We start from the raw sequence: 14,046 nt of genomic DNA, 5'->3' as shown, positions 1-14,046 counted from the left end.
TAAGGCTGTAAAGTTAGGTTAACTGTTTAAACTGCGAACTGCAAATTGCCAACTGAAAACGGTCTAATTATGGTTGAGCTGATTTAATGCAATTTGCCTGATGTCGCTCTCCTTCTCAAAAGAGATGATGTGGTTTAGATGTGCCTGATTGCTCATTTTACCAACGGCAAGTTTTCTTACTTCTTTGTCCTGATCAAAACAAGCAATGTGAAATAAATTTGCTTGATTATTTAAGTTACCAACTGCAAGTTTCCTTACCGCTACATTCGTATCAAAATTAGCAATGTGAAATAGGTTTGCCTGATTATTTAGGTGTGCCACAGCGAGCTTCCGTACGTCTATATCAGCATCAAAACTGGCAATATGAAATAAGTTTGCTTGATTATTTAGGTGTGCCACAGCGAGTTTTCGTACGTCTACATCAGCGTCAAAACTGGCAATGTGAAATAGGTTTGCCTGATTATTTAGGTTTGCAATAGCTAGCTTCCTTACGTCTACATCAGCATCAAAACTGGCAATGTGAAATAGGTTTGCCTGATTGTCTAAGTTGCCAATAGCGAGCTTCCTTACATCTACATCAGTATCAAAACTGGCAATATGAAATAAGTTTGCCTGATTGTCTAAGTTGCCAACAGCAAGTTTCCTTACCTCTACATCAGCATCAAAACTGGCAATATGAAATAAGTATGCTTGATTATTTAATTTGCTAACGGCAAGCTTCCTTACTGCGGTGTCAATATCAAAACTAGCAACATGAAATAGATTTGCTTCGTTATTTAACCTACTAACAGCGAGTTTTCTTACCGCCACATCAGTGTCAAAACTGGCAAAATGAAATAAATCCTCTTCAGAGGATGCATTATTGACGCCTTCAGTAGCAGCAACTGTACTAAATGTTGTTTCCTTTTTACTGCTAAAAGAGACACAACTGCTTAAGAATAAAACAGTGCTTAAGAATAGGAGAGATTTTTTCATGTTAACTTAGCTTGTAAAGCTAAGTTATACAATTAATTTTATATTGTAATACAACGAATAAGTAGTCGTGCTAAGGTTTAATTATGTTTCATAATCAATGTAAATAACATGGTTTTTAGGGAAGTGTAGTCTGCATGAAATCGTCATTCCCAACTCGATTGGAAATCCTAATGCAATAAGCTTTAAGATTCCCGCCTGCGCGAGAATGACGACCACTTTATTGGCATCTTGTCAATGGTAAGTACGAAGAGAGTCTATTTCAGCTCACGATGATTCGTGCCTCAGCATGATTATAGGCTATGCTAAGGTTGCATCTACAGTAATCGTTGTGTTTAATAATTTAGAGATTGGGCAGTTTTTTTCTGCATCTGCTACCAATTCATCAAACTTCTCCTGAGTTAAATTTGGTACAGTTGCTGTTAAAGTTAAATGCGATTCTACAATTTCACCTTTTGATGGATCCAGGTTAATTTCACATTTGGTTTCCAATTTATCTGCTGTAAATCCTGCTTCAGTTAAGTTAGCAGATAATTTCATGGTAAAACAGCCTGCGTGTGCAGCAGCAATTAATTCTTCTGGATTTGTGCCAACACCTTCAGCAAAGCGAGAATTAAAAGAATATTGAGTATTATTTAAAGTGGTACTTTGTGTAGTGATGTTGCCATTACCTTCTTTAATAGAACCTTGCCATACGGCTGTTGCATTTCTTTTCATGATTGGATTTTATTTTTAGATTGTTTAACACCTAAAGATAAAAATATGTTTGTTTAAAGGTGGCAATTCTTTGTTAAGAAATTCCTTTATTAAAATCATTTGCAAATATTGTTTCAAAAAAGAAGCTGCTTCAGAGAAACAGCTTCCATTGCATTACGATCTTTTTAGGTTATTTGTCTGATTTTTAATTATAAAGGGTACAATACTGCGGTAGCTTGTTTATCTTTTGCTGATAAAACAGTTGCACCACTTCCACATTGCCCGCCGTTCATTAATGATAGCGCATCGGTTCCCCCAACTCCAGGGACATTAATAGTTGTAGATTGGTTGGTGTGTTTAAACGCAATCGTGTGCCCAAATTCATGTGTTATGGTTCTCGTACGTTGTGCAAAAGAATTATTCTGGATCAGGTTCTGGTTAATCCAAACTGTGTTGCCAGCTTTACCGTTTGAAGTTGATAAATAGGCCTGTCCGCATGTAGAACTTCCAATGGTATTGTCTACCTTAATTAGAATATCATAAATAGTACCTGTTGTAATTACAAATTTGATTTTAGAATTAGGTACCGTATTCCATTGGTTGATTGCAGAATTGATTTCACTGATCATCCCATTTATAGAAGGGTCTACTTTAACGCGTATATTAGTGCTATTGGTTACAATATATCCATTATAATATTGTTCGGTTATTGGTTTTCCATTATCGGCAGGAACTTCCATGTTTTTGCTAAATACGATATCGCCGTCTACAACGTAATTATCTCCGCTTTCTACAATCTGTGCATCTGTAAAACCAAGATTTTTGATGTAAGCGAGAACTTTTTGGTTTTGAACGGTTTCGTTTTCCTGATCTGCTGGTAGCTCATTTTTCTTCGAGCACGAGATTATCATTACTGAGAGCAATGCAATCAGCATAGTTTTTGTTAATAGGTTTTTCATAGTTAGGTTTTTGGTTTAGATCGTAATATGCTGCAATTGAGTATTACATGAATAAATATAATACAAAAAATACATATTTGTATTTTTAATTTACATTTTTTGTATTCTTAATTAGTATTACGAAATCTTGCCTGCTATCCTAATCTACCTCGTGTTTTAGCCTTTTACTTCTAATCGACTGGAAAAGTAATATACCTACACCAATCATGATCGAAATATCAGCAAAATTGAAAACACCTGTTTGGAAGAGGTAAAAATCCATATGCATAAAATCGGTAACCGATCCGTGTACAATCCGATCATATAGGTTGCCAATTCCGCCGCCTATCAGAAAACACAAAGCAATTTGCATACTCATTGGTAAATTGCGTTTGGCAAAGAGGAAATATAAGCCATAGCCCAAAAATAGTAATGGCAAGCCTGTTAGAATAATGAGCCTAAATATATAGGGCATATTATCACCAAGACTTAAAAATGCACCACTGTTTTCTACTTTGGTTAAGGTAAAACGGTCTTTTATAATGCTGATGTGTTCGTAATCGCTGATCTCGGTACGCACAATTTTTTTTGAAACCTGATCGCAACCAAAATTTAATGTGAGCAGTAATAATAAAACGGACCACCTAAGGTTTTTAAACTGTTGCATGTTTTTTTAATTAGAAGTTTACAGACGGGTTTTTATTTCTTTACCCATTTTCTATAAGGGATAATCAAGGCTAAGACAATAGCCAAAGCACTCAATATTTTTGCAATAATATCGCCGCTTTTTACATAAAAGGTAATCTCGTCGTTTAGGTTGATGTTGGCCTTGATAGCAGTTCTTGTCCACCATTCTGTGCTTTGTGTAATATCGCCACGTTGATTAATGAAACAGGAGATTCCAGTATTTGCTGAGCGGGCTACATCACGGTGGGTTTCAATTGCCCTGAGTTTTGCATACATCTCGTGTTGATCTTTGCCTGATGTATTGCCCCACCAGCCATCATTAGTGATAATAGCAATAAATTGAGCCCCATCTTTAACCTGTTGGCCAATCCAGTCTCCCCATAAACTTTCGTAACAAACCACTGGTGCGGCGCCAATGCCACTTTGTGCATAAAGTACACTTGGCTTTTCTTGCCATCCCCAACCACCAACTGTTCCACCCAATTGCGCAAAAACACCATCTAAAAATGAAAATACTTTGGGGAAAGGCATTTTCTCTACCCCTGGTACCAGCTTGGATTTATGGTAAAACTGAACATTGGCAGAATTTTCTACCTGCATGGCTGTATTGAAATTGTCGAAATAAAGGCCTTTCTGATTGTCAAATTTAGCTGTTATTGTTTTTTTGTCAGGATAGATTTTAATACTTTCTATCCCTGTAATTAATGTTCCATTTTTATACTTGGCCAAAAAGCTTTGTAGGTTAATAAAATCAGGATTGCTCCGGATTCTATCCTCATTTGCATAATTTGGGATGGCCGTTTCTGGCCAGATAAAATATTCAGTATTGGTTTGTCCGATCGAATCAGATAAATGAGTTAGTATCCTGATCTGTTCAGCAGGGGGAATATTCTCCAGCTTTTGATAAGGATCTATATTGGGTTGAACCACTACCACATTACTCGGCGTCCCCTTTTGTTCAGCAGTAAAGTATTTGGTTAATGAAATGCTGATGGGAATAATCACTACCAAAGCCCAGATTCCCCCAGTTCTAAGCCTTAAATAACCTGTTTGTGATTTAAATTTCTTGTAGGCTTCAAAAGCCAGGATATTGCTCACTAAAATCCACAGTGAACCTCCGTAAACGCCGGTAAAATCATACCATTGCGCCAGCTGATGCATTCCTGCTAAGCCATTACCTAAAGTCATCCAAGGGAAAGCTAAATCCCAGGTTTGTTGCAAATATTCCAAAGCGATATAAAAGGCAATTAACCCAAGGTAGGCGATCTTTTTATTTACGTATTTGCCCAATCGATAGTATAACCAAAAAGCAAAAGTCATTAAAAGTGCACCTAATCCATAAGGAATTAAAGAAACTGGTAAGGCTACCGCCGGACCATTATAAGCACTTATCGCGTTGTACACCCAATAAATTGATGCTGTATTCCAAACTAAAAAAGTTAAGCCTGCGGTCAGGAAAATTCTTTTTCCCTGCTTTTTTTCAGCATTGCCTGAAATGGAATTGAGCGCAATGAATAAAGGCACCAGGCCGATCAACAACAAAGGTGTGGTAAAAGGCATTGGTGGCCAGGCTAGCCAAAGTAAAAATGCACTTAAGAGGGCGAGGAGGTAAGTTTGTTTAGATTTCATTACTAGGCGGTAAAATCGTCATGCTGAATTTATTTCAGCATCTTAAATGCTGTTTTATGGTAAGGATTTAAAGGAGCGAAGCAGTTATTCAAGTGTCAAGAATAAATCATCCCAATTAGGATTTAATTTATTTATTAGGTTTATTTTTCATGCCCTTTTCCAATTCTTTAATTGCTTTTCTCTTATTATGGCTCCTTCAATGCTGTCAAATTGTTCAAAAAAGACCAACAGATTACAGTTATACTTTGCCGAAAATGAATTAGGATAATATTTATCTTTATGCTCTTTAATCCTGAAATATAACTCTGATGTTACGCCAACATAAAGAACTGTATGTTTAAAATTGGTTAATATATAAACACATCCGCCTCTTTCCATCTTTTACATCAATTAACACCCTGAAATAAATTCAGGGTGACGCAGCTTGTTTACAAACTATCTAAAATATTTGCTTTTTTAGCTTCGTATTCTTCCTGAGTAATCAGGTGTTTATCGTACAAAGTTTTAAGCTTGCGTAATTTTAATGTGGTTTCGTCTTCTGGTTCTTCTACAACTTCAGCGATCTGAATAACAGGTTGTACTGGCTCAGGAGTTGGTTCGTAAGCAGGAATTTCGGCGAACGGTTGAGCGTTTAAATTAGTTGTAGAAGCGGTTGCACGGTTTTCTTCCAGCTTTTGCTGACGGAGCATTTCCTTATACTCATCCAATTGCTGGTTTGCAGCCTGATGCAATTTACGCGCCTGTACTTTCGGAATAAATTCAGTTACGATGTTTTCGCCATGTTGTGGTACACAGATAAATTTAGAACCAAAAAATTCTTCCTTAAACGAAACCTCTTTAATGCTTTTCCAGGAAATATCTTTAAAGTTCATGGTTAAACCTAAATTACCTGGCTCGCAATAAAAAATACGCTTATTTGAAATTGCAATACTGTCTGGTAACAAGTTTACCGCAGGTTTTTTCTGTACAGCTAAATATAAAAGTTCTTCGCCCGTAGTTAAAAGGTCGTTTAATTTTCCAATAACTTTTTCAACCGCTTTTGGGTCTTGTTCGTCACTCAGAAATCTATCTATGCTAATCATAATATTTTTAAATTGTTGTGTTGGTTACGTTTTTGATGCTACTCTTCAGCAGCTTCATATTTGTTTTTGCTTTTAATGTTGGGTTTCCCCGCTATGCAAATTACAAATTCTCCTTTTAAAGTATTGTTTTCAAAATGTGATTTTATTTCCACCAAAGTTCCCCGAACCGTTTCTTCGAACATCTTGGTGAGTTCTCTACTTACCGAAGCTTGCCTATCGGCACCCAAATACTGTGCAAATTCCTCTAAAGTTTTTAATAAACGGTGTGGGCTTTCATAAAGTATAATGGTGCGGTCTTCTTCTGCCAATTTTTTAAACTTTGTTTGTCTGCCTTTTTTAACGGGTAAAAAACCTTCGAAACAGAATGCATCTGCAGGTAAGCCTGAGTTAACCAAAGCAGGTACAAAAGCTGTTGCACCAGGTAGGCACTCTACCGCAATATCATTTTTAATGGCCTCGCGAACCAGGAAAAAACCCGGATCGGAAATGGCAGGCGTTCCGGCATCAGATATTAAGGCAATTTTTTGCCCTTCATTTAAAAACTTGATGATTTCTGAAGTGGCCTTATGTTCGTTGTGCTGGTGGTGAGAAAAAACCCTTTTATCGATGCCAAAGTGTTTAAGCATCGGGGCACTTGTGCGGGTATCTTCCGCTAGGATTAAATCGCATTCTTTTAATATACGGATTGCCCTAAAGGTCATATCCTCCAAATTGCCTATGGGCGTTGGTACGAGAAATAGTTTGCCATCCATATTTCGGTTTGCAGTTTACAGTTAACGGTTTGCAGTTTTTTCCAAACTCCTTACCCCAAACTCCAAACTCTTGCTATCTTTGCTTAAAAAATTAAATAATGCTGCAAGTTAACTATATCCGCGAAAATAGAGAGAAAGTTTTAGAACGTTTAAGTATCCGTAATTTTAAACAGCCAGAACTGGTAGATGAAATCATTAAAATTGATGAAGACCGCCGTTCTACACAAACTTCCCTGGATAATATTTCTGCTGAAGCGAATGCAGCTGCCAAACAAATTGGCGATTTAATGCGTACAGGTAAAAAAGAAGAAGCAGAGGCAATTAAAGCACAAACGGCTTCTCATAAAGAAAATATTAAAACTCTGAGCGATAAATTAAATGAGCTGGAAGCTGCCCAGCATAATTTAATTGTTCAGTTGCCAAATTTACCATACCATTTGGTAAAACAAGGATCTACGGCAGAAGAAAACGAGGTTGTTCTAACACATGGAGCGCCTGCTAAATTACCAAACAAGGCTTTGCCGCACTGGGAATTGGCTGCGAAATATGATATTATCGATTTCGAGTTGGGTGTGAAAATTACTGGTGCAGGTTTTCCGGTTTATAAAGGAAAAGGGGCAAAGTTACAGCGTGCCTTGATTAATTTCTTTTTAGATCATGCTACTGAAGCAGGTTATAAAGAAATGCAGGTACCTCATTTGGTTAATGCGGCCTCGGGTTTTGGTACGGGACAGTTGCCGGATAAAGAAGGACAGATGTATCATTCAACTGTTGATGATTTATATTTAATTCCAACAGCCGAAGTTCCGGTAACCAATTTATACCGTGATGTAATTGTTAAAGAAGAAGATCTTCCAATTAAAAATACCGCTTATACGCCTTGTTTCCGTAGAGAAGCGGGCTCATACGGTGCACATGTACGTGGTTTAAACCGTTTACACCAGTTTGATAAGGTTGAAGTAGTACAGATTACGCATCCTGATAAATCTTACGAAACCTTAGAAGATATGAGCCAATATGTTCAGTCTTTATTAAAGGAGCTGGGATTACATTACCGTGTATTGCGTTTATGCGGTGGCGATATGGGCTTTACTTCTGCCATGACTTATGATATGGAGGTTTGGAGTGCCGCACAAGAGCGTTGGTTAGAAGTTTCTTCTGTATCAAATTTCGAAACTTATCAGAGTAACCGTTTAAAATTACGCTTTAAAGGAAAAGAAGGGAAGGCACAACTGGCTCACTCATTAAACGGAAGCGCATTGGCATTACCACGTATTGTGGCTTCTATTTTAGAGAACTACCAAACCGAAAACGGAATTAAAATTCCGGAGGCTTTAGTAAAGTATACCGGTTTTGATATTATAGATTAGTCAGGGAAACTAATGAAGTTTCAATGGACTTGTGGCAGTGAATCTCGTTAGTTTTGCTTAGGCCACGCGGAGACTTGCGAAGTTCTCTTTCGCGCAAGGCTGAGTAAACTTCGCAAGATGGCATAAAAAAAGCTTTGCAGCAATGCAAAGCTTTTTGTTTTTATATAGATAGGTGTAATGCGGTATTGATTATAAAATCAAGATCAACAATAAAATGATGATAATGATTGCACCAACTGAAAGGTAAACACCTCCAGAAACTGCGCGGGCCTGGCCTTTTAATTCTCTTAACTCGCTACGTAAAGCTTTACGTTCTGCTCTTGTTAAGTTCGATTTGTCCATGTCTCTGATCTCTTCAACACGGGTTTTAATTCTTTCCAGTTTCACTGCTTGTTCGGCAGTTAATTCTGTTGGATTTTTCGCAGGTTTATCAGCTGCCTGAGCTGAATTAAAACTAATGCCTAAAGAGAAAACCAAGGCTAACGTGTAGATGAATTTTTTCATAATATTTAATTTTTTAGTGTTCGACCTCTACGTAACAAAAAACCTACCAAAATGTTCTGGTAGGTTTTAAAAAGCATTGATTTAGCTGTAAAACGTCTTATTTGATCTCGAAAATGGCATTTACGGTGAAATTCAGTTTAATTTTTTTGAAATCAATTTCAGGAGCGCCAGCAGCATCGGCCATTTCAGCTTTCATCGCATAATTTCTGTAAACAGGTTGTATTACATTGTCTCCACCATCTTGTATCTCAATTACGCCACCTAATTTATCGCCTAAAGCCTCAACCATATAAGCTGCTTTCTCTTTTGCTGCCAATAAAGCTTTAATTTTAAGCTCTTTTTTTATGGTTTCAATTTTAGAGTAATCGTAGCTTTCAATATTCGTGTTGGAGATTCCTTTGGCATCTATTGATTCTAATATTGCATTAAACTTGTTTAGATCACTAACTTTTAAGCGGTATTGTTTGCTGGCTAAGAAATCGGGGTTTTTCTTTTTTTCTGTAGCATAATTCCAGCTGCTTAAATTGCTGATGGTTAAATTTTCTTTTGCAATGCCTGCTTTTTGTACAGCGGCATACAATTGTTTTTCCAATTCTGTAATGTCTACTTTTTTCTTTCCGTTTAAGTATTCTTTAAGTGAAATGCCGATATAAATAATATCTGGTGTTACTTCTGTTTCTGCAGTTCCGCTAACATTAATTTTTCTGCGTAAATCTACTTGTTGAGCCATCGCTGATGATAATCCTAAAAATGCAACCAGTGCAAGTGCTATTAACTTTTTCATAATTCAATTTTTCTTTGTGTGTACTGTAATGATGTAAGCCGTGCACAAATTCCACACCGAGATTATCATTTTTTTTATTTTTTTGGAAATGAGCGTCAGTATTTCAGGGCAAAACCTGTCCCGCTATACACTTTAGCCCCGGAGAAAAATCGGGAGCTGCCGTTGTTATCGGGTTTATTAACAACGGATTATGCTACTATCGAAAAAGATCTATCAAACTTTAGCGATCGTTACAGGAATAAGTTTTAACCTGAAAAATATTATTCTCTTATCGTACAAATATTCATTCAGATATTTCATCCATTAAAAAAAGCTATTGTTCTAGCCACCTAAACCCGACAAGGCAGATAGCCCGGAATGAAAGTGCAGTGAAACGAGGAAAATAGCGACGGCGTGACCGAATTGGCCAATGCACATTGAAACCTGATTTTCTAAAATAAATAGAGAGAGAGTAAAATTATGCGCAAGGTTTTATGCTTAAATAGACGGAATTATAAATGGTTATAAAACCTAGCGCAGCAGAGTTTTCTGCAGAATTTTAATCATGTTTTGCAATTAGAAACTGCAAAAAGAATTGAATTGTGGTTGTTAAACCTTTGATACTTTAACAGCAGTTGGCCCTTTTTGACCCATTTCTACTTCGAACGTAACTTTATCACCTTCTTTAATCTGGGTGATTAAACCGTTTGCGTGAACAAAAATACTGTCTTGTGTTTCAGTGTTTTTAATAAAACCGTAACCTTTACTGTCGTTAAAGAAAGTAACTGTTCCTTTTTTAACAGGATTTTCATCGATGATGTCCTCTTGTCTTGAAATACCGATCTGAATATCTTCTGTATTAATTACTTTCTTTTTCTTCGGATCTGGTGGAGTAGAAGAGATGTTTCCGTTTTCATCAACATAAGCCATCATATCTTCAAGCGCTAAACCTTTTTTTGCATTAGCTTGGCGCTCTTCTTTTTTCTCTTGTTTGTCTTTTTGTTTTTTTAATCGTTTTTTTTCGTTCTCTTTTTTACTGTATGTTGCCTGAGATTTAGCCATATTTTATTTAATTGTTTTGTTTTGAAGGGTGAGTGGAATGGAGAATTATACAAAGATAACAATACTAAAGCATAAACACGATTTTATTCGGTTATGCTCTTGTCATTTGGATGCGAACCACAGGTGATTATAAATCTGTTTGCCACGGAAGCATAGATTTACACGGAATTAAGATCTATTCTTTAACCTTGTGTGTTTTTTGAGGCGATTGTCTTTTTTTTCACCACAGATGGAGAGGATGAGCACAGATGTTGGGTTGAGGTTTATACATTTTCTGTGGATTCAGTGTTTCCGTGGCAGGCTTTTTTTTGAAAAAATCAGTAGTTAAAATTAGTATTTGCCAGGGAAGCACGGGTTTACACGGAATTAATTTTTTCCTAAATTAAGTGTCTTTGCTGCCAGTAGTTTTTTCTTTTTACCACAGGTGAAGTGGATGAACACAGATGAGGAGGACATCGTATCTATGTTGATATGTGAAAATTTGTGGTTAAAACCTGCTATTAATTAGCTACTTACTGCATTACAAATGCAAACCCTTGGTCTTCCTCTTTATTCAAAAGGAATCACTTTGTGACAAACGAGGACGATCGAATGTTTATACCTTTTCCGTGGCAGACTCTTTCTGTGAAAATCTGTGGTTAAAACTTTAAGAACCTTTATTTACCCACTTATCTTTATCCACCTGATAAACAAAGTTCCATTTCAAGGGCTCACCGTAATAGGCTACCTCTAATTCGGCGATTTTAACGGCTCCTAATTTTTCTGTCGCTTTTTGTGAACGGAAATTAGTAGCACCGATATGTAAGATTACTTTACCTACAAATTGAAAAGCATAATCAAACATTAAAGTTTTTAAAGCCCTGTTATGCCCCTTGCCCCAAAATTCGCGGGCAATAAAAGTGTAACCAACGGCAACTGAATGGTCTGTTTCATTTAATTCGTAGTACCTGGAACTGCCCACAATTTTGTTGCTTTCTTTTTCATAAACGATAAAAGCACCCTTCGATTCTATTGCACCTTTAAAGAAATTTTCGAAAACCTCTCTTTTATACCGGTCTTTGTTTGGATGCTGCTCCCAAATCAAGGGATCAGAAGCTACCGCAAAAAGGGCTTCAAAATCCTCTTCTTTTAAGGGAACTATAGTAATTAAATCGTTTGCCAATGTAGGCTGTAAATCGAAATTCATATAGTTTGGATATAAAAACGGCTGGCTATAGGGCCAGCCGTTGTAATTAATGATTAGATTTCTCCATTCCGCTTTGCTCCAGTCGAAATGACGATGGAGGTTCAGGGTGACGAATCTAAGTAGTTAGTTTACTAAACCTTCAATTTCTACTACTTCCTGGGCATCTTTTTGATAATCAACTTTATCAATTTCGAAACCGAATAAGCTTAAGAAATCAGATCTGTAACCTGGTAAATCACCTATTGCCGGTAAAGTTTCGGTTGTTGCTTCATTCCAAAGTTCTGCAACTTTAGCCTGGATATCTTCACGCATTTCCCAATCGTCGATTCTGATTCTTCCTTTCTCATCAACAGGGATAGCGCTTCCAGTATACAAACGATCAGCATATAAACGTTGGATCTGCTCAATTGTACCTTCGTGCACACCTTCGGCTTTCATTACTTTGTACAACAATGAAATATATAACGGGATTACCGGAATAGCAGAACTTGCCTGTGTTACCAATGCTTTATTAACCGATACATAAGCTTTGCCATCAATATCTTTTAGTTTATCGCTGATTTTAAAAGCAGTAGCTTCTAAATCATCTTTAGCTCTGCCGATGGTTCCTTTACGGTATACTGGCTCAGTTAAAGCAGGGCCGATGTACGAATAAGCTACTGTTGTTGCACCATTGGCAAGCAGGTTTTCTGTTTTTAATGCATCAATCCACATGGCCCAATCTTCGCCACCCATTACGGCAACGGTATTGGCAATATCTTCTTCGGTAGCGGGCTCGATAGAAATTTCGGTCACATTACCAGTGTGGAAATCGACGGTTTTATTGGTATAGGTTCCACCGATAGGTTTTAACGTAGAGCGGTGAAGTACTTCTGTATCAGGATGTTTCCTAACTGGCGATGCCAGGCTATAAATGACTAAATCAACTTGGCCAAGATCAGCTTTGATCAATTCAATTGTTTTTTCTTTAATTTCTTTTGAGAAAGCATCGCCATTAATACTTTTTGCATATAAGCCAGCAGCATGTGCTTCTTTTTCAAAAGCTGCACTATTGTACCAGCCTGGTGATGCAGTTTTGCCTTCAGAAGGTGCTTTTTCGAAAAATACGCCAATTGTAGAAGCGTCAGACCCATAGGCAGCAGCAATACGCGAAGCTAAACCAAAACCGGTTGATGCCCCAATTACCAATACTTTTTTAGGACCATCTATAGCTCCTTTAGATTTTACATATTCAATTTGATTCTTTACGTTTTGTGCGCAACCATCAGGGTGTGCGGTTAAACAGATAAAGCCCCTCATTCTAGGTTCGATAATCATTTTTGTTCTATTTTACGTTTTGTAATGTTAAAATAAGGGCAATTTTAAGTGTATTGAAAATGCCGTAATGCCCAAATCTTTAACGAAGATAAATTTTTAATCGCTTAACATTAAATGAAATTTAAATAATGAACGTATTTAACCGCAAAGAAACGCAAAGGTGGTTATGTTTTTACCACAGAGGACATTGAGTTTTACACAGAGAATAGAGAGCACAGTTTTTAATAAATTGTACAATGGACTACAAACGCTGGACTTGAACTTTAGATCTCCGACCCCTGACTTTCTAATTAATTAACAACTCTTTTTTCACTTTACTATATTTCTCTTAATTTAGCGGCACACAGATAGAACCGGTTTATCTCTTCTTATGAAAAAAATATTATTGTCTGTCATGATGTTTGTTATCATGGCTTCTGGAAAGCTTTATGCGCAAACCCAACATCAAAATTCGGGTTGGTTTATGCTTTTAAATAACACCAAATTTAGTGATAAATGGGGGCTTCAGTTCGATGTTCAACTGCGTTCGGCTGATGATTGGGGTTATTTGAGAAATACCTTGGTGCGCCCGGCTTTACAATATTTTATTAACAATAAGCACAACGTAGCATTAGGATATTTATGGCAAACTACACATACAGAATCGGCAGGGAGCGCTGATCTTACCCTACATGAGCACCGCATATTTGAGCAGTACATTTATAGTCATAAAATAAAATCAGTTTTTGCCAGTCACAGGTTGAGGCTTGAGCAACGCTTTATTGGCCGTACCGGCGAAGATGTGTTTTCGCAACGCTTCCGTTATTTTTTCAGGTTGATCCAACCGTTGCAAAAAACACAACCAACGTTTGCTAAAGGACCATTTGTGGCTTTACAGAACGAGGTGTTTTTAAATATTCAGAATAAGGATAAAATTAACAATAGTATTTTTGATCAGAACAGGTTATATCTCGCTGCAGGTTATCGTTTTTCGAAACAGTTTGATTTGGAAGCTGGTTATATGAACCAGGCTACCCATGGCGTTTCAAATAATACGGTAAACAATATTATTCAACTGGCTGTTTACACGAGGTTTTAATGTTTTAAAG

The 14,046-nt window shown here is 37.0% G+C and carries 15 protein-coding genes; 2 read left to right on the top strand and 13 right to left on the bottom strand.

The window, feature by feature from the left end:
• Positions 1-63: 63 nt before the first annotated feature.
• From LQ201_RS10290 to rsmI, 8 genes are all read right to left on the bottom strand, one after another.
• Positions 64-975, bottom strand: a complete 912-nt coding sequence (locus LQ201_RS10290; protein WP_230142111.1) for a hypothetical protein — start codon at positions 973-975, stop codon at positions 64-66.
• 297 nt (positions 976-1,272) lie between these two features.
• Positions 1,273-1,689, bottom strand: coding sequence for an OsmC family protein (locus LQ201_RS10285; RefSeq protein WP_230142108.1), 417 nt, complete (start codon positions 1,687-1,689; stop codon positions 1,273-1,275).
• Between the two features lie 188 nt (positions 1,690-1,877).
• A complete protein-coding gene (locus LQ201_RS10280; RefSeq protein WP_230142105.1) occupies positions 1,878-2,627 on the bottom strand; it encodes a M57 family metalloprotease in 750 nt (249 codons plus the stop codon).
• A gap of 139 nt (positions 2,628-2,766) precedes the next feature.
• Complete coding sequence (lspA, locus tag LQ201_RS10275; RefSeq protein WP_230142102.1) at positions 2,767-3,273, bottom strand: signal peptidase II; 507 nt, start codon at positions 3,271-3,273, stop codon at positions 2,767-2,769.
• 32 nt (positions 3,274-3,305) lie between these two features.
• A complete protein-coding gene (gene lnt, locus LQ201_RS10270) occupies positions 3,306-4,922 on the bottom strand; it encodes an apolipoprotein N-acyltransferase (RefSeq protein ID WP_230142100.1) in 1,617 nt (538 codons plus the stop codon).
• Positions 4,923-5,069: 147 nt separating this feature from the next.
• Positions 5,070-5,300: a GIY-YIG nuclease family protein gene (locus tag LQ201_RS10265; RefSeq protein WP_230142097.1), complete on the bottom strand. Its 231-nt coding sequence runs from the start codon at positions 5,298-5,300 to the stop codon at positions 5,070-5,072.
• A gap of 50 nt (positions 5,301-5,350) precedes the next feature.
• Complete coding sequence (locus LQ201_RS10260) at positions 5,351-6,004, bottom strand: PH domain-containing protein (protein WP_230142094.1); 654 nt, start codon at positions 6,002-6,004, stop codon at positions 5,351-5,353.
• A 38-nt stretch (positions 6,005-6,042) separates the two neighbouring features.
• A complete protein-coding gene (rsmI, locus tag LQ201_RS10255; protein ID WP_131533856.1) occupies positions 6,043-6,756 on the bottom strand; it encodes a 16S rRNA (cytidine(1402)-2'-O)-methyltransferase in 714 nt (237 codons plus the stop codon).
• 98 nt (positions 6,757-6,854) lie between these two features.
• On the opposite strand from rsmI, the gene serS reads away from it, so the two are divergent.
• Entirely contained in the window at positions 6,855-8,126 is a 1,272-nt protein-coding gene (gene serS / locus LQ201_RS10250) for a serine--tRNA ligase (RefSeq protein WP_230142093.1), read from the top strand.
• A gap of 189 nt (positions 8,127-8,315) precedes the next feature.
• On the opposite strand, the gene LQ201_RS10245 is transcribed toward serS, so the two are convergent.
• From LQ201_RS10245 to fabV, 5 genes are all read right to left on the bottom strand, one after another.
• Positions 8,316-8,630 carry a seryl-tRNA synthetase gene (locus tag LQ201_RS10245; protein WP_029277363.1) on the bottom strand — a complete coding sequence of 105 codons (315 nt, stop codon included), beginning with the start codon at positions 8,628-8,630 and terminating at the stop codon, positions 8,316-8,318.
• A 97-nt stretch (positions 8,631-8,727) separates the two neighbouring features.
• On the bottom strand, positions 8,728-9,414 hold the full coding sequence (locus LQ201_RS10240) for an SIMPL domain-containing protein (protein WP_230142090.1): 687 nt from the start codon (positions 9,412-9,414) through the stop codon (positions 8,728-8,730).
• 588 nt (positions 9,415-10,002) lie between these two features.
• Entirely contained in the window at positions 10,003-10,455 is a 453-nt protein-coding gene (locus tag LQ201_RS10235; RefSeq protein WP_029277369.1) for a cold-shock protein, read from the bottom strand.
• A 646-nt stretch (positions 10,456-11,101) separates the two neighbouring features.
• Positions 11,102-11,641: a GNAT family N-acetyltransferase gene (locus LQ201_RS10230; RefSeq protein WP_230142087.1), complete on the bottom strand. Its 540-nt coding sequence runs from the start codon at positions 11,639-11,641 to the stop codon at positions 11,102-11,104.
• A gap of 123 nt (positions 11,642-11,764) precedes the next feature.
• A complete protein-coding gene (gene fabV, locus LQ201_RS10225) occupies positions 11,765-12,958 on the bottom strand; it encodes an enoyl-ACP reductase FabV (RefSeq protein ID WP_230142086.1) in 1,194 nt (397 codons plus the stop codon).
• 370 nt (positions 12,959-13,328) lie between these two features.
• Here fabV and LQ201_RS10220 point away from each other — a divergent pair, with 370 nt between their 5' ends.
• Positions 13,329-14,036: a DUF2490 domain-containing protein gene (locus LQ201_RS10220; protein ID WP_230142083.1), complete on the top strand. Its 708-nt coding sequence runs from the start codon at positions 13,329-13,331 to the stop codon at positions 14,034-14,036.
• Positions 14,037-14,046 lie beyond the last annotated feature (10 nt).

The sequence above is a fragment of the Pedobacter sp. Bi126 genome (genome assembly GCF_918698245.1).
Classification (GTDB): domain Bacteria; phylum Bacteroidota; class Bacteroidia; order Sphingobacteriales; family Sphingobacteriaceae; genus Pedobacter.
Note: the sequence above shows the minus strand (reverse complement) of the source record. Positions and strands in the feature narration are given on the sequence as shown.

Bases quoted from the DNA above. Each gene is read 5' to 3' on its own strand.
- LQ201_RS10220 (WP_230142083.1), top strand. From the start codon at position 13,329: ATGAAAAAAATATTATTGTCTGTCATGATGTTTGTTATCATGGCTTCT.
- LQ201_RS10260 (WP_230142094.1), bottom strand. From the start codon at position 6,004: ATGATTAGCATAGATAGATTTCTGAGTGACGAACAAGACCCAAAAGCG.
- lnt (WP_230142100.1), bottom strand. From the start codon at position 4,922: ATGAAATCTAAACAAACTTACCTCCTCGCCCTCTTAAGTGCATTTTTA.
- LQ201_RS10235 (WP_029277369.1), bottom strand. From the start codon at position 10,455: ATGGCTAAATCTCAGGCAACATACAGTAAAAAAGAGAACGAAAAAAAA.
- fabV (WP_230142086.1), bottom strand. From the start codon at position 12,958: ATGATTATCGAACCTAGAATGAGGGGCTTTATCTGTTTAACCGCACAC.
- LQ201_RS10230 (WP_230142087.1), bottom strand. From the start codon at position 11,641: ATGAATTTCGATTTACAGCCTACATTGGCAAACGATTTAATTACTATA.
- LQ201_RS10240 (WP_230142090.1), bottom strand. From the start codon at position 9,414: ATGAAAAAGTTAATAGCACTTGCACTGGTTGCATTTTTAGGATTATCA.
- LQ201_RS10280 (WP_230142105.1), bottom strand. From the start codon at position 2,627: ATGAAAAACCTATTAACAAAAACTATGCTGATTGCATTGCTCTCAGTA.
- lspA (WP_230142102.1), bottom strand. From the start codon at position 3,273: ATGCAACAGTTTAAAAACCTTAGGTGGTCCGTTTTATTATTACTGCTC.
- LQ201_RS10285 (WP_230142108.1), bottom strand. From the start codon at position 1,689: ATGAAAAGAAATGCAACAGCCGTATGGCAAGGTTCTATTAAAGAAGGT.
- serS (WP_230142093.1), top strand. From the start codon at position 6,855: ATGCTGCAAGTTAACTATATCCGCGAAAATAGAGAGAAAGTTTTAGAA.
- LQ201_RS10265 (WP_230142097.1), bottom strand. From the start codon at position 5,300: ATGGAAAGAGGCGGATGTGTTTATATATTAACCAATTTTAAACATACA.
- LQ201_RS10290 (WP_230142111.1), bottom strand. From the start codon at position 975: ATGAAAAAATCTCTCCTATTCTTAAGCACTGTTTTATTCTTAAGCAGT.
- rsmI (WP_131533856.1), bottom strand. From the start codon at position 6,756: ATGGATGGCAAACTATTTCTCGTACCAACGCCCATAGGCAATTTGGAG.
- LQ201_RS10245 (WP_029277363.1), bottom strand. From the start codon at position 8,630: ATGAAAAAATTCATCTACACGTTAGCCTTGGTTTTCTCTTTAGGCATT.